Raw genomic sequence first — 25,819 nt, 5'->3', positions numbered from 1 at the left:
AAGGTTCCCCGTAAACGGGATGTCGGCTGTAACGAAGTGGAAGTACCAATGAATCGGTGCATAGCCTCCACTAGGTTCAAGGTTCTGGGTATACCCTGTTCCACAGGTATCTACACTTTTGTATGACGTTGATCTTTAGTGACTTATAAGAGCCGTAGTTAAAAGTTCACAATCGATGGTCGATAGTTCAATACAGTTTCTTTAAGCCTTGGGTTCTTTTTTAATAGTACTTGGTCAATACTTACTAAGTATTAGTCTTTGATAGGAGAAGGGTTGGTGAGTATTCGTTTTGGGATATTCCTTTGAATAATGGGTAATTGAGCACCTGTCTTCAGTATGGTATAACTCGACACTGTACATACCCGCCGGCGGTGGTCGTTTTGTTGAGGATTGCGTAATTTAGGGGGCAGTTGTTCTCCTTTGCCTTCTGCGTTTACGTCAAGCATTACTTCCTTATCGGCGTTGGCAAACTTTTGATTTAAAACTATTGACAGGTATTGTTTGATGGCTGTGGCGCGATTGAGCGATAGCAAACGGTTTTTTTCTTTACGTTGTTGGTCGCTTTCCCCTCTCACAAATCCTTGTTCGTCGGCATAACCCGTAATATTGAGTTTTACTTGCATTTGTGCACGATAAACACTCAATACTTTGTGTTTGAAATATTGGGCAAACTGGTTAAGTGATACTACCCCAGCTGCCCTGAGTTGAGCACTGCCTACCTCAAACAACACATCAGACTTTAGTACATGTTCAGTGCCATTGAGAATATGTTGGTTGGTTTTGTTAAGTAGCTGATGAGTGCTGTGTAGTGCACGTTTTATTTTCCTTATTTCATAGCGGGGCATTGCCTGATTGCTGGCAATCTGACACCGCAACTTGTGATGAATTTTGCTTAGTTTTTTACTTACATTATCCAGTACCGGGTAAAAGTTTTTGGCTACACTATGTGGGTTGAGTTTAATCCTGCGGTCTACCAGTAGTTTGAGCTGAGCAGTTTTAGATAAATGTTGCTTGGTTTTCCAGACATACTTATCCAGTGTTTTTTGTTGATAGCGGGTAAAGTAAGCAGAACGGCAACTCACCATAAGTAAAACAGCTATACAAAAACGGGTAACAGCACTTATTTTTTTAGGCATAATGTTTCTATCAGGGTCATTAATGTAACTCAGAAGTTAAATATAGTCATTTTTAATGCATAGTTATAAAAGGCGGATGGGTTTATGCGACGAAACCCAATAAAGGCTATTAATTATTAACAGTTCAAACTTGTTGGGTAAACAGTGCTTATTTTTTTTCGTCAAAGATCCTACAACTTGGTGCTTTTAGGTAGTTGTCTGAAACGAATACTCTCCCAGTCTATAAAAAACAAATAGACCAACATCCAAGGCGAATAATACCACCCAATGCCGAATAACAAAAACGTGCCTAAATGAAAAAGAACACCAGCTGGCAAAAATACCCGCTTAAGCTTGGGATAAAAAATAATGGTGATAAACCCCAACTGAAACAACATGGCTGCCAATGGCAATACAGTACACCAAAAATCACTGGTAGCAACCCAGGTACCGGGTTTGGTAGGGTGTAGGTACAAATAACTGCGAAAACTATGGGGAGATGCCCAGTTGATACCACCAATGAGTAGTTTTTCTAGCCCTGCCTGAAAGTAGGTAAAAGCAATGCTGAACTGCATCAGACGCCAAGCCCAGGCAGCTACTTGTTTTTGGGGCTGTAGTTGTCCTTTTTGGTAGTGCCAGGCAAGTATAGGCACAAGCAAAGCCACTTGGGTGAGTGTAGCATACGTATGATCTATTTTGTGAAAACAATACATATACCCTTGTAGTAAAACAAACAAAGTCACGCTCACAATACTTGCCCAAACTACCCGAAATTTACACAAAAGCGCAAAGTTGGCAACCAAGAAGCATATATACAACACTAGCAACCAAAAAGGAGACGGGAAGGGTAAGTGGAGCAAACGATAAGGGAAGGTAGGGGTATAAAAAGCAGTGGCATTGCCAAGTCCACTCAAGTAACTGTACCAGTCCCAGGTAAACAAAAACAGTACACCCGCAAAAACCTGTAGTTGCCTTTGTGCATTATACGCCGTGGTGGGGCGGTTCCAGTAGTGCTGAATTTTTTGGCGCAAGCCAACCTTGTATTGATATAAGTATATAAAACTTAAACTCCCCAGGCTTATGAAGGCAAACCGCCCCACTACCTGATCGGCTTTGTCAATGAAAAACTCTAGGGGAAAACGTTGCTTCTCTACCCCAAATCTGGGGTAAATACGCTGTATCAGCGTTTGGAACCAGTCAGGGGCTTGTTGTTGGTAGGCAAGGGTTACCCAATGACGCCACTCTAGCCAGTAAGCAAGCAATAAAGTGCTCAATAGGAGGGCAACGACCCAATAGATGTACAAGGGCGTTTTGTTATAGTGCATCAGGTGTATAAGTTTCTACCAGGCTACTATCTTTGCTTACCTGGCGTAGGTTGTTCAGTTTTTTGATGACTACTATCTTGTACAATTGCCAGGTTTTGAACTCTAGTCTGGGGCTTTGCCTAAAATATATAGATGAAAGCGCTTTCAGAAAAAAAACAGTCTGACTTTTGTAATAGTAATTTCGTGCAATGTATAGAAACTGGTTTTTGTCGAAACCAATGCTTTGTGGAGAAAAATAATGAGTTTTGCCTTGGGCATCTTTGCAGTATACCCTGAATTGCTCGGTTTGCACCTGAGTTTTTACAGGTTCGGCAAACATTCCAAAGCGCCAAAAAGGATATAAGTTGTTGAGCATTATAAAAGGTATGCACATACAAAAAAACATTGTCCAGATGGTAGTATTTTTAAAATTCATTATTTACTTTGAAGCTAGATTGCGTTGCCAATACAAAATTAGAAAATAATAACAGGGATTATGCGTTCAGGATGGATATGTTTTTTGTGTTTTTGGGCAAATCTGGGAGTTTTGTTATGTAGTACCACTACCAACAGCTTTGCCCAGCAAAACCGATCTTATAGAATTGTTGCTAACCAAAATGCTTTGCCCACAATAACGGCTGATACAGCGAAGGTTAAAGTATTGAATCAATTGTCGGAAGACACTCAGTATACCAACGGAGTAAAAGCGTTGAACTATGCCCGTGAAGCTTTGGTGCTTGCTCAAAAAATGAAAGATACTCTGGCTATAGCCCGTAGTCAAAAAAATATGGGCAATGCTTATTATCGGCTTAAAAACTTTAATCGTGCGCCTGTGTTTTTGCAGCAGGCATTGAGCAACTATACAAAACTAAACAACAAAGCAGGAGAAGCCGACGCGCTCAATGGTTTGGCAAGTGTGGCCATAGAAGATACCCCTGACAAAGCCCCTGACTACCTCAAAAAAGCCCTTCAGACTGCCCAAGATGCCAACTATAGTCGAGGCATTATGGCTGCCTACCAAAACGAAGGAGATTATTATGCCAGTCAGGGAGATGACAAAGCCCTACAACAATACCAAAAAGCAGTAGACACTCCGTTGGACTCTACAGGAGGACTCCAGCAAAAAGGGGATATTTACCGCATTATGGGTGATTACCAAAAAAAGAAACAGAAATATGATGAGGCGCTGAAATATTATGAGCAAGAACTAAAAACCAGAGACAAAATTGGAGATAAGGTAGCATTGACCGAAACCCTACAAAATATAGGACGGGTATATCAACAATACAAAAAAAATGACGAGAAGGCGCTTGAGTACTTTTTTCAGGCTTTTGTGGTTGCCAAAGATTACAACGATCAATTTGATGGACAGCGCATGGCAGGAGCCCTAGAGGGGATTGTAGACAGTTATGGTACACTTGCTGAAGACAAACAAGACCAAGGTAAACTAAAAGAAGCCCGTGAATATCGCAAGCTGTACAAGGCATACAAGGCAAGGCTGGAAGCCGTAAAAAATAACCCAAAGAATACTAAAATAAAAACAGTATATGTACCCAAGTACATTACCAAAAGCGCTGGTAACAATAATAATAACAATCCTATGCCTGAAAGCCAGCGGGTACGTTTGCTGGAAATAGAAAAGCGTCGTTTGTTGGTAGACAATCTGGTAAAAAGCAAGCGCATTGGCATACTCGAAGCGGCTAAAAAACGGGCAGAGTTAATCAATCAAGAAGATTCTATTCGTTTATTACGTAAAGACAAAATTATTAGCTTGCTTAAAAAAGATACCACTGATAAGGCAGAAACGATTACTACCCTTAGTCAGGAAAAAGATGAAATAGAAGCAGAGAAAAACCGTCGCTTGTGGTGGTTGATTGGTTTGGCGATTGTTGCTTTACTGTTAGTGTTGTTCTTGTTGTTGCGCAAACGTCAGATCAAGAAAAAAGCAGCCAAAGAAATAGAGTTGCATAAAAATAAATCGGTGAATCAGATCAACTCACAACGGAGAGAGATTAATGAGCAAAAATCGGCTTTGCTCAGACAAACCGAAGAATTGAACACTACCAAAATACAACTAGAGGAAGTAAGCAAAGAAAAAGAAGGCTTAAACAAAATATTAAAAGAAGACATTGCCCCACCTACTCGTACGGTGGTTGATTTGCTCAAACCTGACGCAAACGAAAATCTAAACCGGGCAATGGTGTATCAGTCGGGAGTACAGATAATGAACTTGCTCGACAACGTAGACCAGGTGCAGGTAGCTGATGATGCCACTATTATTTTACATAAAGAAAATCATTCTATTTACAAAGTGTCGCGTAGTGCGCTTGACAAGGTTGCAGACCTGGTAACGGCTCAAGGCATTGAGGTAGACAACCAGATCAAACCTTTCTTTTATGCTGCCTTTGACTATGAAATTGTAGAGCGTATATTTTTAAACTTTTTTGCCAATGCCCTCAAATATACACCAGAAGGAGGCAAGGTGTCGTTAAACGCTCAACCTGTAACCCGTGAAGATAAAGATGTGCTGGAGGTGACCTTTCGTGACAATGGGGTGGCAGTGCCCGAAGACAAATTACATCGGGTATTTGACAATTTTCCACCCGAAGTGGCACGCCCTGCCGGGTCGTCATGGGCATTTAACAAAAAAATGATTGAAGCTCATGGTGGCAAAGTAGAGGTGTTGCCAGCTGATGAAGGTTTGCATGTCACGTTTACTTTGTTAGATGCCAAGTCGCTCGAAGATGTAGATTACAGCGATTTGCTAGGGGTAAAAGACAGTTCACCTGAAGTAGTAGAGATAGACATTGATTCGCTGGAGTTTACCGAAGAAGAAAAGGAAATCATGCGGCCTTTTATGGAAGAGTTTGCCCAGTTAGAGTATTACGAAACAAGTGCTCTTAAGGCAGTATTGAATAGAATTGACCCTCAAGGAAATAGCAATTTGACCAAGTGGAAGAAGGCTTTGGAGCAGGCGATATTGTATTTAGATGAAGAAAGTTATACAAAGTTGACCCAACTATAGCGTACCCATGGAAAAATACAATGTGCTGGTTGTAAATCAGGATTTTAAAAGTTTGCATACCATTTTTGACTATTTAGAAGATGAAGGTAAATACAATGTAATGAACGCCACTAATGCGCAAATGGTGCAGCGAATTATCCGTAAAAAATCTTTAGATGTAGTGTTGTTAGACTGGGAAACTTCTATAGCGTCAGAACTGGAGGTATACCATTATTTACAACAACAAGAGTCTACCCGTGAGGTGCCCATTGTGATCTCAAGCCACCCTGCCCGCACCCAAACAATCAATGAAATAATTACTACTCATATATCGGCGTTTGTACCTAAACCCATCGAGCGTACTTTGTTGATTCAATGTATTGTACAGGCTATAGCTGGACACAAGCAGGCTAAAGAGCAAAAATTAGCTGAAGAAGATGCCTTGGAAACAGCCCGCCAAAAAATGCTCAAAGAGGAAGCACGTATTGCTCAGGAGAAGCAAAAGGTGGAAAGTAAGAAAAATGCTGTACTGGAAGAACAAAAGCGCCTAAAGGAGGAGATTGAGCAAGAAAAAACGCGCTTGTCGGAAACCAAAGCCCAATTGGAAACCCAAAAAAAGCAAATACATCAAAACCAAAATTCGATAGAGGCTACTAAGGGCAAAATTGAAGAAACTCAGGAGAGTCTGCAGCAAAAGGCCGGAGAGCTACAAAAAGCACAAGAAGAGTTGTTGCAAGATAAAGAAGTCCTATTGAACGAAAAACAGATGTTTGCCAAAGCTAAAGAAACTCTTTTTAAGGAGAGAGAGAGGGCGTTAAAGGATACTCAACAGCAGCAACAACGATTAGACACCCAAAGTAAGGCGCTGGAAGAGGCAAGAGCTACCTTGCAACAAGAAAAAAACAGTCTGAAGCAAGAAAAAGAAACAGTACAAGCTGAACAACAACGTTTGCAACAACAACAACAAGCTCTAAAGGTTGCAAAAGACAAAGTAGCGCAAGAAGAGACGTTGCTCAAAACTGCTTCGCAAGCATTGCAACAAGTACCAACAAAGGCTTTGACCACCAAGAATGAAGAGGACACCCAGTCGGCTAAAAACGTAGTTGCGTCAGCGAATACCCCGATAGTGCACAGGCCAATCAATGAAAAACAGGAGGCAGAAATAGTAAAGAACCACTCAGAAGAAACACCGAATAGTACAGCTGACCTTACCCCCAATGCTTTGCAAATGGAGCGAGACCAGTTAGAGCAGGCAAGGCAGCAGTTGTTGAAGGCAAAAGAACGTTTTGAGCAGGAAAGAGAAGACTTTTTAAACAATCGCGACCAGCTGTTGATGGAAAATACCAAAGCCCGCGAAAAAGGCAACGACTTGGCGCACTTGCAAAAATCGGTGTTGGCGACAAAAGCCCAACTAAGCAAGCTAGAAGAAGAGCTTACCCACAAGCAAGCCCACCTTAAATTGATAGAAATGGAAGAAAAGGCGGCAAGACGTACCAACTCGGCTATTCCAGCAAAAATACAAGAATCGTTGCAAACAGTAATGACAGATGCGGCTCCCTTGAGTATACAAGGAGAGAGTTTTTCGAAGCTACTGGAAAAGGAAGCCGCCCGACTGCATACTTCATCGTTGATGCAGTACATCTTGCCCGAAGAAATTGCCCGCGATCTGGAAGAAGCAGATTATGTACATGTAAATTATCACCCAAGTGTGAGCATTTTGTACCTGGGTTTTGAAGATTTGATGAACACAGTGCTTAAAACTGACCGTAGTCGCCTGATCAATGAGCTTGAAGTGTTTTTTAAAGCAATCAATGATATGGTGCAGCAATATGGGTTGGAACGGGTACGTACCAAAAATAATATGTATGCCTGTGCTCACCGAACTTTGGGTACTGGCGACCCAATGCCTTTGCTTAGGGCAAGCCTTGATATTCGCCAGATGGCACTCAATTATGAGGCTGACTCGCAAGAGGTAAACAACTTGATAAAAAAAATGTATTTGGGTATCAATACCACCGATGTAGTAGCCGGAGACACTCATCACAAGCGTTTTGCTTATGACATCTGGAGCGACATTATTCAGACTACCCACCACTTAAAACGTAATCTGGACATTCCTATACACTTGCTTCAGAATACTTACCGACTAGTGCACGATCAGGTAGACTGCGAGCACGTGGGCAAAATCAGAACTAACCGTAGGGGCGATTGGCAGGTATATGAGTTAGTAGCAATACCTGGGTAGTGGATATTACTGACAGTCGCTGACTCTCCTTCTTATTTGCCCAGCGTTTATTTCAGGCAAATAAGGTTGTACAAATAAACGTTGATAATTACCATTGTTCCCTAACATCAAAGTGAAAATGTCCCGAATATTCACCAATGATCGAGTCATCTTTATTGCGCTGCAAATCAATATACTTGTGTTGTTTTTGTTGTCTTTTAACAGCCTCAAGGCAGAGTTTGTCATTTTTGAATACATTGACCTGAGCTGTACCCTGTTCTTTTTGATAGAGGCAGTTGTAAAAATCAAGCAATATTCGTGGAGGGGCTATATCAGTTCTAATTGGAACAAACTCGATTTTTTGATTGTATTGGTCACTACTCCGTCATTGCTTATCTTATTTTTGCCCATTCCCGACTTTACTTTTTTGCTGGTGCTTAGAGCATTTAGGGTGGCAAAGTTTTTTCGCTTTTTGCAATTTATTCCCCATCTGCAAGACTTACTCATAGGGGTAGGACGTGCCCTCAAAGCTTCGTTATTTGTGTTGTTAGGGTTCTTTTTTTACAACATCATTGTCTCTTTGTTTACCTATTATCTCTTTCGGGAAATGGCACCCAAATACTTCACCAATGGTTTTGAGTCGTTTTATATTATATTCAAAATATTTACAATGGAGGGCTGGTATGATATACCCGATGCTATAGCCAAAAATGGAGCTGCCTGGATGGGAGTGGCTACCCGCGTTTATTTTATGTTAATTGTGCTTACCGGGGGCATTTTTGGCTTTTCTATTGTCAATGCCATTTTTGTAGAAGAAATGATCAGCAACGAAAGCGAAGAACTCGAAGAACGAATGAAAAGGGTAGAGCGAAAGCTGGACTTTTTGATCAAGAAACTTGAGGAGCGAAAGGAGTAAGATTGATAGGGAGTTAAGTTACTTTTTCTGAAACTATCCAATTTCTGGCTTCTTGTATGTCATCAAAATATTTGGTGATTTCGTTAGTTTCAGGGCTTTCTTCAAAAGTTTGCTCAATCGAGAATTGACTTGTGAATGCTTTGCTCATAACAATGGCTGTTTTTTTTAATCCATACCCCAGAAGTTTATTAAAAATGTATTTGGTTTGCCATTCTTGTAATCTAGGAGACATTATAAATAGAAACTGACGGTTATCAGCTATCATCTTATCAAATCTCCACCCATGTTGTTGTATGCCTCTTTCTAATTCATCCAATGTATCTAAAAGCACCATTTGATAATTTGCATTGGTCATATCTTCGGTAGGCTTTTTCCAGTAAGTTTCTAAAAGCAATAAATCTGGGTTGTAGTATGATGTTGCGTATTGATCAGAGTATAAAGTATGTATTTTCATAAGGTTTAAATATTATCAAATATTCAAGCTACTTTTTCCAAACTTAGCCAGTCTTTGGCTTCTTGTATATTATCAAAGTATCTGTTATTTTCATTGATGTTGGTATTTTCTTCAAGGGTTTGTTCTATAGAAAACTGTGAAATAAACTCCTGACTCATAATTATGGCTGATTTTTGCAAACCCAAACCCAGTAATTTAGCAAACACATACTTGGCTTGCCATTCTTGTAATCTAGGAGACATCGTGAATAAAAAAGACCTATTATCTGCCAAGATCTTAGAGCACTTCCAGCTGTTTTCTTCTATTCCTTTTTCTAAGTTATCCAAAGTATCTAATAATAACATCCGGTACTCAGCTTCTGTCATATTTTCAGTGGTATCTTTCCAATATATTTCTATGAGTTGCAAATCATCATTGTAATATGTATCCATATATTGATCAGAGTAAATGGTATGTATTTGCATAATTTTAAGGTTAGTGTAAAATAAAATATACCCTTGAGTGTAAGTTTTTGTTGTAAATTTGCAATAAAAAAATCCCTGCTTCAATAGTAAATTGAGTAGGGAGAAAAATTCGTTAGTTAAGACTATTCGCTAACCCACACCTGCCAGGTGTAAAACGTTATTTTATTAAAAGCCTACCGACTGCACTACTATTCGCTAACGTTTATAAAAACGCTTAGTCGCCCATCTGCCATCTTCCAGCAATAGCTGCAATAGGTATACACCCGTAGGCAATGATGATACATCGATGGTGAATTGGTGTTGTGGCGTATTTGAGCGCTCTATCAATGATTTTACCTGAGCCCCTTGTGCGTTAAATATTTTGAATTGAGCATTCCCCAACTTCTGTTGAAAGCGTAGCCTTAGTTGTTTGTTTACCGGGTTAGGGTACAGTGCCAGTTGGTAGCTTAATGAAGCACTTAAATCAGTACTTGGATCAAAGCTAAAGTCGGGTGATGAGGTTGGACAACCACTCTTGACAATACTTACCTTGTATACACCCGGCTGAGTAGCCACCAAAGTACTGCTGGTGGCATTGGCTATAGCTTCTCCGTTCAAAAACCAAGTATAGGTGGTTGCGTCGTTTACCGAAGCTGTCAAAGTATTGCCCTGATTGCTGATACTTACACTAAGACTGGTATTGTTATAATCATAAGATGCAGAAGAGCGACTACACCCGTTAGAGTAGTTGGTTTGTACCGTATAAGTACCGCAACTGGTGGGTGTATAACTACTATTGGTGGCACCACTGATGGCTGTTCCACTTTTGAACCATTGATAGCTGGCACCAGCTACTACCGTAGTAGATAAAGTCCCGCTACTTTCTTGTATCACGGGCAGTGGGCTAGATTTTACAAGAACTTGTATTGTTTGCGAAGCCACAGTTATTCCATTGCTGGTCACTAATACTTTATATGCCCCAGCAGTATTTGTCTCGTAGTTATCGCTGGTGGCATTGGCAATGTCAACACCGTCTTTTTGCCATTGATAAGTATAACCCGACCCGGCATTTGCCTGAAAAGTGACCTTGCCTCCGTCGCAAAATTCGGTGGCACCAGAGGCATTGATAGATGCAAAGTGAGAGGCATCATTACTGGGACCATTTACCTCAAAATCGTCTATCATGATACCGTCTATTGCGTAGCCGCTTGCGTGGTTTGACGAGATCTGAAACACAAAACGAAACGCTACACTTGATTTACCGGCAAGCGCCGAAGCATCGTACACTGTAGTCACATTGTTGCCATCAAAGCTCCAGGATTTCTTTGAATCAGTCACTGTATTTGTTCCACAGCTTTGCCCTTCTTTACTAGGTCCTTGTTGGTACCAGTTGCTACTACTTACGGGGTTGCCAGTGGCGGCTCCTAATACTTGCCAGGTAACCCCGTTATCGGTAGAGTACTCCAGGTTGGCGCCTTGTGGAGCACTGCAAAACTGGGTTTCCATACTCATTTTAAATCGAATGGTATAGGTGCCACTTGCCGAAAAATTGAAGTTAGGCGTTTGCAAAACACTTTTATAATCTCCTTTTACAATGTCAGCATCCAAGTCGGTTTTCCAGGCATTGCTGCCCGAACTCAACGTAGAAAGTGTATTGGAAGGAGTTCCCCGCTCCCAAGGGTTGATAGAGCCCTCTATAGCCTCTGCACCAAAATCATTGGGATTGCTCTCAAAGTTGCCACCCTGCGCCAAAGTATAAGGAGTACCATAATTGGGCAGAATATGCACCGCATTATTAATGGTTTTAGTAGTGGTACCATTAATGGTAAGCTTTACATTGTACACGCCTGCAGCAGTGTAAGCGTGGGTAGGATTTTGCAGCGTAGACGTCGTTCCATCACCAAAGTCCCAGCTCCATGAGGTGGCTTTCGCCGATAAATCGGTAAACGTGACCCCTATTCCTGCATAGTTTAACTTTTTATTTACCAAAAAGTTGGCAATGGGTGTACTGGCAAAAAAATCTGTAGAAAACATCCCTCGTCCGTGGGTACCCGCAATGATTGTATTGTCTGAATCACGAATTTGCAACATATCTACCCGTACATTTGCCAAGCCATTGTTAGACGCCACCCAAGTAGTGTTGATTCCCTTTATTTCTTCGGTAAACCACACGCCCAATTCAGTAGCAAGCATGGCTTGTTTGCTGTTGTTGGGGTTAAACAATGCCCATCTTACCGGAATATCGGGCAAGTTGCCTTCTACGTTGAACCAAGTCGTTCCCCCGTCTGTAGTTTCCCATACACTGGTTACCCCGTAGTTTGAGTAGGTCACCAATAAATGATCATCATTGCCTTTTTCTATAGCCACACAAGATACTGAAGCCGAGTTGGGCATACCGGCACCAGCATTGATAGTGGTAGCCGAAGGGCTACTGGTATGGGCATTGTCTACCCTTACTATATTGCCATTGTCTAGCCCAAAGAATACGCGATGAACGGTATTGGGCGATATCGCAATATGGGTAATGGCAGCACTACCGAAAGCAGCCACGTTCACCTCCGATGTACTATTCCCTGTTTGAGGGTCGTTCCAACGCAGGTAAGAACCAGTATTGGTAGCCGCATACAGTATATTGGCGTCATTGTCGTAATCGGTAGGGTTAATAAAAGAACCAGTGCCCGACAACGCGTGGTTTACTTTAGTAAAAGTAAGTCCACCGTCTGACGAACGATACCAATTGTTGAAGGTAAAAGAAGTAAACTGGTAGGTAGGTTCGTTTTGATCTATATAGGCAAAACCCCCATCCCCTCCGGTTACTTCCACCGATTTACCTATCAAAATATCATTGAGTTTTTGCGAGCCGTTGTCTTGTGTACCCCCCAGCATATAGTTTGACCCAGCAGTAGGGTGTAAAGCACAACTGTAAAACTGACTGGTGTTATAACCATTTTCTTTGCTTGTAATGGTAGGTACTGCCTGGCTACCATCTTCGGTATAGTAAATACCACCATCGTTGCCAAACAATATCTTATCAGAATTGAGAAAGATAATCGTGTGATGGTCAGCGTGCACCAGAGGTACATCCAGGTTGGCCAAAAGATTGTTATTTGACCATTTAGAGATTTGAGTCCAGTTATCACCGCCATTGGTAGACTTAAATAAGTCTATGCCCCCCGTAATAATAGTATTTTCGTTATTAGGGTCTACCGCAATGATTAAGTCATACCAGGCTTGTTCTCTGGTAAAGTCCGACGCCGAAATGTCAGTATCTGCATCCGCAGGTTTGGCACCCATGGCTGTCCAGTTGGCACCACCATTGGTAGACTTGTAACCCCCGTAAAAACCCCTTCCGCTGCCTTGCATCATAGCGTATACCACGTTGGCATTGCTGGGCGCTACGGCAAGCTCTACCCTTTGTATATCGCTCGATGCTGGAAAGCCCACAGGAGTGTTCCAGTTAGCCCCTCCATTGGTAGAGTAACGATAACTACCGTCGGTAAAAATACCCAAACCTACGTGTACTGTACCATTGCTGCCAATTTCTACATCAGAGATTTTGTCTTGTGGCAAGCCCGCTAGTTTGGTCCAGTTGCCCCCTTGATTGGTAGATTTGAACAAACCCGAACGAGTACCTGCGTAGACTTCTCCGCTGGTGCTAATGGCGATTTTTTGGATGTAATTGCCTCCATCAAAAGGAGTTTTGCCCCAGCTAATGCCTCCATCAGTCGTTTTCCAGATTCCTCCACCTCTTACTGCGTCAAAGTTTCCCCAGCCCTCGCCAGTACCAAAATAGATTACTTTAGGGTTAGAGGGGTCTGCCGCTATAGTTACAATGGCAAGGTTGTCAAAAAAGTCATCTACCTTGTTCCATACAGGTTTGTTTAAGGTAATATCGGTCGTTTTCCAGAGGCCACCCGATACCCCGGCAGCAAAAACTGTTTTGCCTGAAGCGTCGTTGGGGTCTACCAATATGGCGCGAGTACGTCCTCCTACATTGCTGGGACCACGCTCTCGCCAGCGAATATCTGTAGATGTAGTACGGGAGGTTTTTCTAAGTCTTTCTTGTTTTTGGATAAAACGCTGGCCTACTTCAAGCCTATCTTTGGGAATCACCCTCAGGTTGGGGTCGCGAGTAAGCGCATACTCTTGTTTCCAGGCGAGATCCATGCGGTCGTATTTACTCATTTTTTTTGCTGAGGGTGCTACCTTGGGTACTTCCTGGCGTTCTTTTTTTGTATAGTTGGTACATCCGGCAACCAAACCAAGCCCTATTAAACCTAAAAACAGATAAAACCTTTGCATCATACTTTGATCTTTAAAAAAATGTTTGCGTTCTCAAACGGTTGGCAATTAGCAATCTTTTAAACGAAACGCATAAATGTTGGGGAATGTTCTTAGGGAGGTTTAATTTATACGATGTGATAATAGATGTAGGAATATACGACTGAGTGATTGGAAAGGTATATTTTGCTGTAAAAAACGAAAGTCAGATGTCACTATTGCACCTGTGGGCAGTAGCAGACTTTAAATCCCATATTTATAATGTTCGCGGTAACGCAGGTAAAAGTCTATGGCCATTTTGATAATGACTGACAAAGACAGCCAGGCAAGCGACCAGCGATGTTCTAAAATGATGGCTGCCCCACCTACAATCCACACTTGAGTAATAAATATTTGCCAGTAAGGAGCACGCATAAGGCTGTCTATAGTCATTTTAATATTTTCTTCTCCCTTCAGAAAATTCTGGCTAAAGGCAGTGGCGTGGCTTATCAGAATAAGTATATAATTGTAAAACAAGAGATTGCCAGGGTTGAGCACTTGGTGGTTGAAGTAGGGCTTGAGGGTAAACTTCCAAATAGTATGAATGCCACTAGAGTCCAGAATCAACTGCTTATAGGCAGTGAGCACTGCCAGAATACCAATATAACATACCCCCAGAAAAACGGTAAAGTGAATTAAGAAAAACGGGGCCATGATGATTTTGAGGTATTTGGGTGCGCGTTGGGTACCCCTTACCCATAAGAGCTTTACCAAGTTAAAAAAGCCGATGACTACCACCTCAAAACCAAACAAGAAGAGTACATCTATAGTTTGCCACCCCAAAAACACTAAACCAAATAGAGGAGGTAGGTTGGCAAGAATCAAAATAGCCACATCTACCTTATAAAGTTCGCTGCGTAGCTCATCAAGTCGTATTTCCTGTCTAAATATTTTCGCTTTTCTGGTGATTTTCAATACTTTTTTTATTTGGTTGGTATTTCAATCTTTCTTTGATGTGTGCTCTGAAATCAAGAAAGATTTTTAAAACTACTAACAATACAACAAAAACCATATTATTCCCCCCTAAAGCCATCAACAAAAACGTGCCACCAATGACCAAAAACTGTTGCAGGAAAATGCGTTTATAAGGTTGAAACATGAGATCAAGCAGTACTACATTTTTATTTTCTCCTTCTACCAGGTAGTTTTTCACAAAAGAATATAAATGGCTGAGTACAATAGACAGGTAGGCAACGCTCAGCAAACTGTTGAACTGTAGTATACTTGATAGGTAGTCTTGTGCCGATACAGTATAACCGCTACCCGATGGGGTAGTCATAAAATTGGCATGGTTGAGTTCGGGCAGTAGCACAAAAGATACAATAAAAAATCCTTGGATACCCACAAAAGCATTGTAATGCACAATAAAAAAAGGCACAAGAAATATTTTCATGCAGCCAGGCATGTCTTCGTCTGTACCAGCAAAAATCATTTTAAAAACATTGAAAACCCCCACTACAAAAGTTTCAAAGACATAGAGCATGACTACGTCAGATACTTTCCAATGGAGTGCCAGTACCCCAAATATGGGCAAGAGGTTTACTAGTATGACAGTGATAACGGAAGATCTGACATTTTCTCTGGCTTTGTGCTGCATTTTAAATAATGGTTTACTGTAGATTGTTTTCTTTCTTTTACTGAGTTGCTTGAAACTTTCCCATCATTTTTTTGTTTTGGAATCTTTCTAACAAATGCCCCAAAAAGTCAAAAAATGTTTGAGTACTACCAGCAAGCAAATCTTTACTTTTGTTTGAGGGTATAAGGAAGTGGTTAGCTACATTGATTAGAAAAAAAGCTTGTCATCCAAAATAGCATTTTTTTACACGAAATGGAGCGTTTTATTGTTTTTAACTGACAAATGAGTTTTCAGCAAAAAAAAAGCCCAAATTCAATGAAATTGGGCTTTTCCTGATACTACGAATGTAAAGAAAGGTTTCAGCAAGTTTGGCGGTTTCAAGACCAAACCAGTCAATATGATTGATAGTACGTTCAACAAACGTATGATACAACCTTATTGAATCTCTGCATTGTAGTTTTAGATAATTTGAGTGTACGAACTTACGAGGGGACTAGCAAATATGCAAATTTTGTGACACAGGTTGTAGAAATGTAATCACATTTAGTGTAAGTATTGCTAATATAATGAGGTTAATTGTAATTAATACGAGTTAAAATACCCAGAGGCTTACCTTGACAATTGAAGAGTATTTATTCTTTATTCCCCGGCAGTCTTGTCATATTTTCGGTTATTTTTAGGGGTTTGCACGGCAATATTGAACTGCTGTAACAAAAAGCAACCAAAGGTTAAAATAAGTGACTTTAGAAGTAACTGAGTATGAATACGATAAAATATGGTACAATTAAAATTGAAAATATATGAAAGGCTGTACGTTTTCAGTCTGAAACTGTAAAATTAATTGGATGACTAACACAAATACTGCTGCCTTGGCAAGCACAGGCAAGGTGCCAAAATATTCGGCCATACGTTCTTTGTCTTTTTCAGAAATGAAATGAATAGCAAAGCCTGCTACCATCATTGCGAGTAGTGCCCCACGGGTTTGCATAAAAGGTATCAGGTAAGCCCAGTCAGTATGAAAAGCCATTTGGGTTATAGACTTGAAGGCTACAACAAAACTTTCGGCACGGAAAAATACCCACAATAATGCCACAAAATGGAAGGTAACAAACCAGTCGAGCGGTCGTAAAATCTGACGGTTGAAGCCCATGTCTTTTACTGTTTTGCTAAAAATCTTGTGCACAAACAAACCTGCGCCATGCATAGCTCCCCAAAAGACAAACTTCCAGGAGGCTCCGTGCCAAAATCCCCCAATGAGCATGGTCAGCATCAAAAACAACCACTGCTTTTCTTCCCCTTTGCGGTTACCCCCCATGGGTATGTAAATATAGTCGCGTAGCCAGGTAGACAATGAAATGTGCCAACGGCGCCAAAACTCGGTAATACTGAGCGAGTTGTAAGGACTGCGGAAGTTGTCGGGCAGGCGAAAGCCCATCAACAGAGCAAGCCCGATTGCCATGTCAGAATACCCCGAAAAATCGCAATAAATCTGCAACGTATAGGCATACATCGCCATAAGATTTTCGAACCCCGAATAAGTGCCCGGCGCCCCATAAATAAGGTCGGCATATTGTGCCACATAATTGGCAATCAGTGCTTTTTTGACCAATCCTTTCAAAATCATAAATAAACCGTCACCCATCTGATCGCGACGAAATACAATGTCTTGATTGATTTGAGGTAAAAAATCCTTAGCCCGTACAATAGGACCTGCTACCAATTGAGGAAAAAAGCTCAGGTAAAACCCAAAATCCATCAGGTTGCGGCAAGGCTTAATTTCTCCTTTGTATACATCTACCAAATAACTAATCGTTTGGAAAGTATAAAAAGACACCCCAATGGGCAGGAAAATATCTAGTTTTTTAAAGTCTTTTTGGGCAAGGTAAGCGATATTATCCAGTATGAAGTTGGTGTATTTAAAATACAGCAAAAAACTGAGGTTAAAAATAATAAGCAACACCAGCCAAAGCTTTCGGCGGGGATGCTCCTTTGCTGGACTAAGCCAAAGTGCTGCATAATAATCGACCACTGCCAATACTACCAGGTTAAGCACATATATGCCGCTCGACTTGTAGTAAAAAAACAAGCTAAACGCCAATACATACAACACCCGCGCAAACTTTTGTTGGTAGATAAGCAAGTAAATGCTTAAAAATGCAGTAAACAACACCAAAAACTCTCCACTATTAAATAGTAAAGGGGCTTTTTTGTCGTAGGCAAACATTTGAGCTATATTTTCCAGCAATGGATGATCCAGCATTTTTTTGTTTTTTAATGAGTGCGATTGGTTATGGGGAGTTTTTGGCTTACAGCTTGTTGTCTGAATCTTGAACCTTTTCAGGTACTTTCATCAAAATCTTTTGTTTGCTTTCAGTCATAATCCAGCCCGATATGGCGTTTGCCCATTTTTCGTATTCTTTCCATCGAGGGTGTATGCCGTCTCCAGCGCGCTTCAGTACCAAATCTTGGGAAGGGAAAAACCTACCTTCACCCACACCCTCTGCCAATACTCCAGTTAGTCCGTTGTCTTTGCGCCAATTGGGTGGTCCAATCCAAATAAAATTAACTTCACCTATTTGGTCAACAATGCGCTTTACAAACTTTTTATATGCCTCAAGTTGGCGGGTAAACAATTCATTTGAGCCTAACGATACCATGACATAAGTGGGTTTTAGCTCCTCTATGAGTGCCTTCATACGTTTGCCTTGCCAGGCTAGAATACTTGAACTGGTTTTGGCAACCGCTGTAAACTTGTGCCCGTTTTGTTTGGCAAGTAATGAAAAAGGGTGTCGCAAGCCATCTGCCATCGAGTCGCCAATCAGTAATACATGTTGTGCACTGCTATCAATCAACATCGATGAATCTACCTTGTTGGCTTCTATATATGCCTGAAGCGTCAGGTCAAGCGGAGTGTATATCACCTCACCTTCGGGTAAGTTTTCTTCGCAGCCCCACACCATAGCAAGCAACAAGCCAAGGAATAAGCTATGGGCGCCTCTTCTGATAAAATATTTTATTGTCATTTCTGTAAAGTAGTATCCGTTGTTATGTTTTGAATATTTTTTTTGCCTGATTTTCTGCGTGCGATTGCCGGATTCTCCAGCCTGATTTTATGTTTACTTTCTGTCATAATCCATTTACTTAAAGCGTCAGACCAAGCCACACTGCCCCAAAGATTAGGGTGAATGCCATCACTTTGTCGGGCAATTTTGACGTTTTCTGAGGGAAAGAACCGGTCTTTGCCCACCACAGCGAGAATGGCTTCATTAATGCCTGTGTCTTTGCGCCAATTGGGTGGTCCCGCCCATATTACTGGAGTATCTCCCGCCTGTTTTATGATATCTTTGATATACTCTTTTCTTTGAGGTATATCTTGTACAAACAACTCATTGGCACCTAACACAATAATCACATAAGTAGGTTTATGAATTGCAATGGCTGCCTTGAGTTGTTTGCTTGTGCTCCAGCCTGCCGTATGCGAACTGGCTTGCGATACCACCGTTAGGCGATGGCCATTGTATGCGGCATATTTTCTAAAGCCATATTCCAGCCCGGCAGCCCCTGCCATTGAATCGCCAATCAATAAAATATGTTGAGCTTGATGGTTTACTTTGGATTGCTCCACCGCTTTTTGGGGTGTTTTGGGTGGTTGGTTCACTTGTGCAGGCATAGCTGCTGACTTGTTGAGCACTGCACGAGCCTGTTTTGTTTTTTCATCGTGGTTATGACGAGACGCTGGTTCTTCGCAGCTCCACACTGCCAATAAAATGAACCACCCTCCCAAAAAACAGCGATGACCTATTCCTATAAACAAATTTTTTGTCCTCATTTTTGTGAAGTAGTATCTGTTTTCCTGTTTGTAGAGTCTTTGCCTGTTTCAGCTTTATCTTTTTTGGGTAGTTTAATTCTTGCTGCGATTGGGTTAATCAACCGAATTTTGTGTTTGCTGGCATACATAATCCAGGTAGTAAGCGTATCAGTCCAGGTAACACTTCCCTTAATATCAGGGTGGATACCGTCGTATTGGCGACTCATTTTGATGTGTTCAGACAAGAAAAAACGATCTTTGCCTACAATAGAGCGAATAGCAGCATTAATGCCCGTATCTTTACGCCAATTGGGTGGGCCTACCCATATCACTGGAATATTTCCAGCTTGTTTTAATATATCTCTGATGTATTTTTTTCTTTGGGGTATGTCTCGTACAAACAGCTCGTTGGCTCCCAGACCAATAATGATAAAGGTAGGCTTATAAGTAGCGATTGCTGCTTTGAGTTTTTTTTGCTGACTCCAAAGAGCAGTAGTAGAGCTGGGTTGTGATATCACCGTTAGGCGATGCCCGTTGTACATAGCGTATTTTCTAAAGCCGTATTCCAACCCGGCAGCCCCCGCCATTGAGTCGCCAGCAAGCAATATATGTTGGGTATTGGTGTTTACCCCGGCAGGCATGACTACATTTAGTGGTACTCCTCGTTTTTTGGCTATTTTGAGGTTAGTTTCCAGGTTGCCCGATCCGGCAGGTACATTGTTTACCTTGGTAGCATCGGCTTTGGCTTTGTTTCCTTTATTGGCTGTTTGGTTAATTGAATCGGCTTTTGCCAATGAATCTTCGCGTAATTTTTTATCAATAAAAGCAGTAATTTTTTCGGTTACAGGTTTCCAGAGTATATCTTCCTGAGGCTCAAGGTTCAAAAAAGCCTTCATTCTGGTTTGCTTTATCTCTACATTCAAAGACAAGGGTTTGTCCCAAAGCGAATAAGCCAATAGAGATCCTATGATTAACAAAAAGAGGGCTATTACTTCTAGTAAAGGTTTACGTTCCTTGATATATTCCATGTAATACGAGCAATCAACATTGCATTGAGTGTTTCAGTAATCTATTCAAACGATAAATTTTGAAAACTGTAAATACAAATGTATGTTAAAGCAACTTTTTATAAAAATTTCAACCACCTTTAATCATTAATTGTACCTTTTAGCAAAGCACAAAAAATAAAGTATGCCCATAGAACCAAGTAGCTGAGGGAGAGGGCATGAGAAAAACATACAAGGGTCAAATTGTGGGGTATTTTATCTGTGGTATTCAGCCGCAGCTCTGGCTGATTTTTTGAACTAAACCCCCAACATTCCGTTTTTGTAGATATTGAATAAGCCCTCAATGATCACTTTTTGGAGATAGAGAAGTTGTTTAACTAATTGTGTAGTTATATATTGCGTTATGAAGAAAAACCATTTATATTATGTCTATGCTCTGCGCATTGTTTTGCTCGATCAACTGTTAAAACTATTAGTTCATTTCAATATGCAGCAAGAGCAGGAGGTTGCCTTGATTGGCAACTGGTTCAAGCTTCATTATACGCTCAACCCCGGTATGGCATTTGGTTTCGAATTTGGGTCGTTTTACGGTAAATTGTTACTTACTATTTTTCGACTTGCCATCATTTTAGGCATAGGGTGGTATCTACACAAATTGATTCAACGCAAAGCTCACAAAGGCTTAATCTGGAGTTTGGTATTAATTTTTGCCGGAGGGCTAGGCAACTTGATTGACAGTATTTTTTATGGGGCGTTTCTTGGGCTTGCCACCCTCGATGCTGCCACTCCTTGGTTACACGGGCAAGTGATAGACATGCTTTTTATAGATGTAGGCCCTATAGCTTTACCCCATTGGGTGCCTAAGTTTGGCGGACTTACCGTATCGGCGCCTATTTTCAATATTGCCGATATATCGGCTTTTGTGGGCATTGTAATGGTGGTGATACTACATCGACGGTTTTTTACCACTGAAGAGTCTTCCCCCTCTACACCTCCACCTGCTACAGATCTTCAGCAACAACCCAAATAGGCTTTTCAATAAAAAAAATGTCTAAGAATTTGACAAAAGCCCTGGTGTAACTCACATCAGGGCTTTTTGACTGCTTGATTTGTCTCTATGTGTTGTTTTTAATAATCTTAATAGTTAAAAATTTTAATCAAAATGTTTTATTTATTAATTTTTTTAATTCTTTTGCATTTCTAAAACAACAATTAGCCAAGCAATATGTCCAAAAACCTGATATCAAAAGGTGTAGCTAACCACCTCATTGAAATTGCTGACGACCAAAGACAAATTACCTATTTGCACCAAAACAAAAAACGGAATTACACTTATCCTGAAGAGCAAGTGCAGGCGGTTACTTTTCTTAAACTCATATTGATTTATGGTTACCCAGTGGAGCAAGTAAGGTTATTGGTACCCATAAAAATCGGAGCAGGTAGAAAAAAAGAGGCAGATATTGTGGTATACAGCGATGCGGCGTGTACTGTGCCTCATATAGTAGTAGAATGCAAAAAAGCCGATGCCTCGGAAATGGAGTTCAAAGAAGGGGTTGCTCAAGCCTATAGTTATGCTTGTGGTATATCAAAAAAACCAATGTATACCTGGATCACTTCTGGTACTAAAAATCAAGCCTTTTTTATCGGAAACGAAAACACTGTGATGACCACCAAGCCCGATATTCCCCGGTATGGCAATGTGGGGGTAGAAGCATATAAATATGCCAAAGGTGGGCGTAAAGGCAATGAAGACGCGCTGGGTGACAGTATCAAGCAAAAGTTTTTTGACATTGAAACAGTCAGTGAAAGTGACCTTACCCGCCGTTTCAAGCTGGCACATAATGCTTTATGGGCAGGAGGGGAGCTCAACCCTTCTACAGCATTTGACGAACTCGATAAGTTGATCTTTTGCAAAATATGGGATGAACGCAAACTAAGAAAAAAAGGAGAGGCGTACGACTTTCAAGTGTTTAATACGCCGTTGCCTAAAAATGCTACTCCAGAGCAAATTACCCGTGCTGAGCACAAAAATTCAAATGAGTTGTTCGCCCGGATTAAAAAACTATATGCCGAAGGTAAACGTCAAGACCCAGAAGTATTTAAAGACGATATCAGGCTCAAACCTGCTAAAGTAAAAGCAGTGGTAGGGTACCTTGAAGGGGTAAACCTGAAAGATACCGACCTGGACAGCAAAGGAAAAGCATTTGAAACCTTCATGGGCTCTTATTTTCGTGGCGACTTTGGGCAGTACTTTACCCCTCGCAACATTGTTCAGTTTATTATCAATGTATTGCCCATTACCAACCACTCGCGGGTGTTAGATACATCGTGTGGCAGTGGAGGCTTTTTGCTGTATACCCTTGAAAAAATAAGAAAACAGGCAGATGAGTATTTTGAAAATCAAAAAGGAGACCCTGAAAACGACATTGCCGAGGGAGCAGACCATCATCGTTACTGGCACGACTTTGTGTCAAAAAAACTGTTTGGGATAGAAATCAATGAGCAAATTGCCCGCACTGCCAAAATGAACATGATTATTCATAACGACGGGCAAACCAATGTGATAGCTGCCGATGGTTTACTCAAAGATGAAGCCTTGCGTCAAAGAAGCCATAATCGTGAATTTAAATACAATAGTTTTGACTTTATTGTAACCAATCCACCCTTTGGAAGTGTAGTAAAACAGCTCGAAAAAGCCTACTTACACCAATACAAGTTAGGCAATAAAGACGTAAGCTGGCTGGACACCAAAAACTCAGCCGTGCAGGGGCGTGCCAACCAAAGCACCGAAGTACTTTTTATTGAACAGTGTTGGCATTTCCTCAAAGAAGGTGGCACGCTGGCTATAGTAGTACCCGATGGCATACTTACCAATAGTAGCCTGCAATATGTGCGCGATCGTATAGAAGAGTGGTACCGTATAGTGGCAGTAGTATCTATGCCACAAACTGCTTTTGCGCATACCGGAGCTGGGGTGAAAAGCTCAGTGTTATTTCTAAAAAAATGGGACAAAGCCACTACCGAGTCGTTGCAAAGTATAAAAGATCGCCTTAAGAATAATATAAAAACTACTCACCAGTACGAGGCTACTATTGAACGTCTCGAAAAAGAAAAAAAGGATATTATCAAAGCGCATCGGGGCTTTGATAATACCACTTCCGAAACAGACAGAAAAGCCATAGCAAAAACACCTGCTTTTAAAGCTTGGAAAAAAGGCATTCAACAAAAATACACCCATGCTATCAACCAACTCAAAACCAACTTACACGATCAATATATGCAGCAAAAACAAATTGTCCTGCCCGATTACAGCATTTTTATGGCTATAGCCGAAGACATTGGCTATGATGCCACTGGCAAAACCACCTCCAACAATGAGTTGGTAGCAATTGGCGAAGCATTGGAAAAGTTTATGGCGACTTTATAAGATAATCAACAAAAAGTATATGAGCAATTTTGTATTAAGCGATCAAGTGAATCAGGAAAAAGTGTTTTTGTTGCGATATTCACAGGTTATAGGACGGCTCGATCCTGTTTATTATCAATCTGTAGATAATTTACCCCTTGTTAAACAAACTGTTTACCCTGTGTATAAACTATCAAATGTTATAACAATGCAACGGGGAAGGTTTGGGCATAGACCCAGGAATGATCCGGCGTTTTATGGAGGTAAATACCCTTTTATTCAAACTGGTGATATAGTGAAAGCAAGCCAAAGCGATGGTAAAATAGTTTATAGCCAGACTCTAAACGAAAAAGGGGTAAACACAAGTAGGTTGTTTCAACCAAATGTGTTGGTAATGACAATTGCCGCAAATATTGGAGATACGGCTATTTTAGACTATCCAGCTTGTTTTCCTGATAGCCTAATTGCGCTTTACCCAAAGGACGAACGCTTGAATATAAATTATTTAAATATTTATTTTAAGTTTATTAAACCATACCTCGAAAAATTGGCACCACAGTCTGCACAAAAGAATATCAATATCCAACAACTATCGCCTATGCCTATTATAGTTCCTCCAGAAGACAGGCAACGGCAAATATGCCTGAAGTACGATAAAGCGGTACAAATAAAGCAACAAAAGCTAGTGCAAGCCCAGCAACTATTGGCAGGTATCAATCACTATTTGCTGAAAGAGTTGGGCATTGTATTGCCCAAAAAAGACACCTCTTTGCAAAGCAGAATATTTACTGTGCCTATACGAGCGGTAAGCGGAGAGCGGTTTGATCCTAAAAGATATGATAAAAATGTAAAAGATCTTAAAAGAGCCATTGAAGGTAATAGGTTTGATTCTACAAAACTCAAAACACTGATTGTATCCAGTAGGGCAGGAGATTGGGGGAAGGATGACAATACAAATCTGGGTAATGAGTATTGCAGATGTTTGGTGGTTCGGGCTACAGAATTTGACAATGTATACAATTTGAAATTAGAGAATAATAGAGTAAAGCATAGGCTTATACAGCAAAAAAAACTTATTGATATAGATATTCGTCCAAATGATTTATTAATAGAAAAGTCTGGGGGGAGTTTGGATCAACCAGTAGGGAGAGTAGCCATTCTCAGGGAAGAGTTATTGACAAAGGAGCCAATATGTTACAGTAATTTTATTCATAAAATAAGAGTCAATAGCCAAAAAGTATTACCTGAGTATTTGTTTTGCTTTTTAAAAACCGTACATCATATCAAATTAACCGATGCTATGCAAAGTCAAACCAATGGAATTAGAAACTTGATTATGCCTGATTATTTAGAGCAAACCATTCCCCTGCCTCACCTTGCCAAACAAAACGAAATAGTAACCTATATTCAAGACCTGAGAGATCGGGCAAAACAGCTACAAGCTGAGGCAAATCAGGCATTGGTGCAAGCCAAACAAGAAATAGAACAGATGATATTAGGAGACAACATGCAATAATGGCAAAATAAAAAGCCCTGATGTAGCATTACATCAGGGCTTGAATTGTTATATGAATAAGTTTATTTGCTTTTTCCTAGTACCATTGTCCAGTAATTACCAGTGGCAGATCTGGCAATGCCTATCTCGTTAGAGTTACCGTTCATTATGTTGTTACAGTGTCCGGTGCTTTCTAACCAACCTTTAATTACTGCTTCTTCACTACCATAACCCCAGGCAATGTTTTCACCCGTGGGGAATCCTGTATAACCAGCATCTTTGGCGCGTTCACTAAATTTAGAACCGTTTTTTCCTGTGTGGCTAAAGTAATCCTGCGCTTGCATATCGTTGCTATGGTCTAAAGCTGCTTTTGCCAGCTCATCATTCCACTTAATTGCTGTTACTGGAGGCTTTGCGTTACTTCCGCAAGTAGTCCCTTTGGTTCGGGCTTCATTTACCAAGGCCAATATTTTGTCCTTGTCCAGGTTTAAACTGGTAGAGCCAGACGAACCACCACTACTTCCACCATTGTTGTTGTCATTATCATTGCCTCCACTATTATCGTTGTCATCAGTGCCGCCATTGTTTCCACTATTGGTAGTGGTATTATCTGGCTCAACATCTTGCTTGATACAAGAGGCCGTCATGAACATAATGCAAAAAATAAGCAGGGTAGTATAGTTAAGCTTTAACATAATAGAAAGGGTTTAATATGTAATTTAGATACACAAAAATATACGTTTAAAT

General features: G+C 40.8%; 19 protein-coding genes. 6 read left to right on the top strand and 13 right to left on the bottom strand.

The window, feature by feature from the left end:
* Window positions 1-251 precede the first annotated feature (251 nt).
* From Q0954_RS13615 to Q0954_RS13605, 3 genes are all read right to left on the bottom strand, one after another.
* Window positions 252-1,136, bottom strand: coding sequence for an OmpA family protein (locus Q0954_RS13615; protein ID WP_299457712.1), 885 nt, complete (start codon window positions 1,134-1,136; stop codon window positions 252-254).
* Window positions 1,137-1,306: 170 nt separating this feature from the next.
* The gene (locus tag Q0954_RS13610) at window positions 1,307-2,440 is read right to left on the bottom strand and encodes a hypothetical protein (RefSeq protein WP_299457710.1); all 1,134 of its coding nucleotides are present in this window, start codon (window positions 2,438-2,440) and stop codon (window positions 1,307-1,309) included.
* Complete coding sequence (locus Q0954_RS13605; RefSeq protein ID WP_299457708.1) at window positions 2,430-2,855, bottom strand: hypothetical protein; 426 nt, start codon at window positions 2,853-2,855, stop codon at window positions 2,430-2,432. Before Q0954_RS13605 ends, Q0954_RS13610 begins: the two co-directional genes overlap by 11 nt.
* A 60-nt stretch (window positions 2,856-2,915) precedes the next feature.
* On the opposite strand from Q0954_RS13605, the gene Q0954_RS13600 reads away from it, so the two are divergent.
* The 3 genes from Q0954_RS13600 to Q0954_RS13590 all read left to right on the top strand — a co-directional run bounded on the left by Q0954_RS13600 (window position 2,916) and on the right by Q0954_RS13590 (window position 8,563).
* A complete protein-coding gene (locus Q0954_RS13600; protein ID WP_299457706.1) occupies window positions 2,916-5,444 on the top strand; it encodes an ATP-binding protein in 2,529 nt (842 codons plus the stop codon).
* Window positions 5,445-5,451: 7 nt separating this feature from the next.
* Window positions 5,452-7,668 (top strand): response regulator, encoded by a 2,217-nt coding sequence (locus Q0954_RS13595; protein WP_299457705.1) that lies wholly within the window; start codon window positions 5,452-5,454, stop codon window positions 7,666-7,668.
* Window positions 7,669-7,786: 118 nt separating this feature from the next.
* A complete protein-coding gene (locus Q0954_RS13590) occupies window positions 7,787-8,563 on the top strand; it encodes an ion transporter (RefSeq protein ID WP_299457703.1) in 777 nt (258 codons plus the stop codon).
* Between the two features lie 13 nt (window positions 8,564-8,576).
* Here Q0954_RS13590 and Q0954_RS13585 read toward each other — a convergent pair whose 3' ends face one another.
* From Q0954_RS13585 to Q0954_RS13545, 9 genes are all read right to left on the bottom strand, one after another.
* Window positions 8,577-9,017: a hypothetical protein gene (locus Q0954_RS13585; RefSeq protein WP_299457701.1), complete on the bottom strand. Its 441-nt coding sequence runs from the start codon at window positions 9,015-9,017 to the stop codon at window positions 8,577-8,579.
* A gap of 23 nt (window positions 9,018-9,040) precedes the next feature.
* The gene (locus tag Q0954_RS13580; protein WP_299457699.1) at window positions 9,041-9,481 is read right to left on the bottom strand and encodes a hypothetical protein; all 441 of its coding nucleotides are present in this window, start codon (window positions 9,479-9,481) and stop codon (window positions 9,041-9,043) included.
* A gap of 195 nt (window positions 9,482-9,676) precedes the next feature.
* A complete protein-coding gene (locus tag Q0954_RS13575; protein WP_299457697.1) occupies window positions 9,677-13,765 on the bottom strand; it encodes a PKD domain-containing protein in 4,089 nt (1,362 codons plus the stop codon).
* Window positions 13,766-13,984: 219 nt separating this feature from the next.
* Window positions 13,985-14,695 (bottom strand): DUF6498-containing protein, encoded by a 711-nt coding sequence (locus Q0954_RS13570; RefSeq protein ID WP_299457696.1) that lies wholly within the window; start codon window positions 14,693-14,695, stop codon window positions 13,985-13,987.
* Entirely contained in the window at window positions 14,664-15,377 is a 714-nt protein-coding gene (locus tag Q0954_RS13565; RefSeq protein WP_299457695.1) for a DUF6498-containing protein, read from the bottom strand. Before Q0954_RS13565 ends, Q0954_RS13570 begins: the two co-directional genes overlap by 32 nt.
* A gap of 763 nt (window positions 15,378-16,140) precedes the next feature.
* On the bottom strand, window positions 16,141-17,616 hold the full coding sequence (locus Q0954_RS13560; RefSeq protein WP_299457693.1) for an MBOAT family protein: 1,476 nt from the start codon (window positions 17,614-17,616) through the stop codon (window positions 16,141-16,143).
* A 46-nt stretch (window positions 17,617-17,662) separates the two neighbouring features.
* Complete coding sequence (locus tag Q0954_RS13555) at window positions 17,663-18,379, bottom strand: hypothetical protein (RefSeq protein ID WP_299457690.1); 717 nt, start codon at window positions 18,377-18,379, stop codon at window positions 17,663-17,665.
* Window positions 18,376-19,185: a hypothetical protein gene (locus tag Q0954_RS13550; RefSeq protein WP_299457688.1), complete on the bottom strand. Its 810-nt coding sequence runs from the start codon at window positions 19,183-19,185 to the stop codon at window positions 18,376-18,378. The genes Q0954_RS13555 and Q0954_RS13550 overlap by 4 nt, the downstream gene beginning before the upstream one ends.
* On the bottom strand, window positions 19,182-20,192 hold the full coding sequence (locus Q0954_RS13545) for a hypothetical protein (RefSeq protein WP_299457686.1): 1,011 nt from the start codon (window positions 20,190-20,192) through the stop codon (window positions 19,182-19,184). The genes Q0954_RS13550 and Q0954_RS13545 overlap by 4 nt, the downstream gene beginning before the upstream one ends.
* Before the next feature lie 382 nt (window positions 20,193-20,574).
* On the opposite strand from Q0954_RS13545, the gene Q0954_RS13540 reads away from it, so the two are divergent.
* The 3 genes from Q0954_RS13540 (at window position 20,575) to Q0954_RS13530 (ending at window position 25,093) form a co-directional block, all read left to right on the top strand.
* Complete coding sequence (locus Q0954_RS13540) at window positions 20,575-21,201, top strand: lipoprotein signal peptidase (protein ID WP_299457684.1); 627 nt, start codon at window positions 20,575-20,577, stop codon at window positions 21,199-21,201.
* A gap of 195 nt (window positions 21,202-21,396) precedes the next feature.
* Window positions 21,397-23,598, top strand: coding sequence for an N-6 DNA methylase (locus tag Q0954_RS13535; RefSeq protein WP_299457682.1), 2,202 nt, complete (start codon window positions 21,397-21,399; stop codon window positions 23,596-23,598).
* 19 nt (window positions 23,599-23,617) lie between these two features.
* Entirely contained in the window at window positions 23,618-25,093 is a 1,476-nt protein-coding gene (locus Q0954_RS13530; protein ID WP_299457680.1) for a restriction endonuclease subunit S, read from the top strand.
* A 62-nt stretch (window positions 25,094-25,155) separates the two neighbouring features.
* Here the strand turns inward: Q0954_RS13530 and Q0954_RS13525 are convergent, their stop codons facing one another.
* Window positions 25,156-25,767: a CAP domain-containing protein gene (locus Q0954_RS13525; protein ID WP_299457679.1), complete on the bottom strand. Its 612-nt coding sequence runs from the start codon at window positions 25,765-25,767 to the stop codon at window positions 25,156-25,158.
* Window positions 25,768-25,819: the final 52 nt, after the last annotated feature.

The organism is uncultured Microscilla sp., assembly GCF_947493425.1.
In the GTDB taxonomy this organism is placed as follows: Bacteria; Bacteroidota; Bacteroidia; order Cytophagales; family Microscillaceae; genus Microscilla.
Note: the sequence above shows the minus strand (reverse complement) of the source record. Positions and strands in the feature narration are given on the sequence as shown.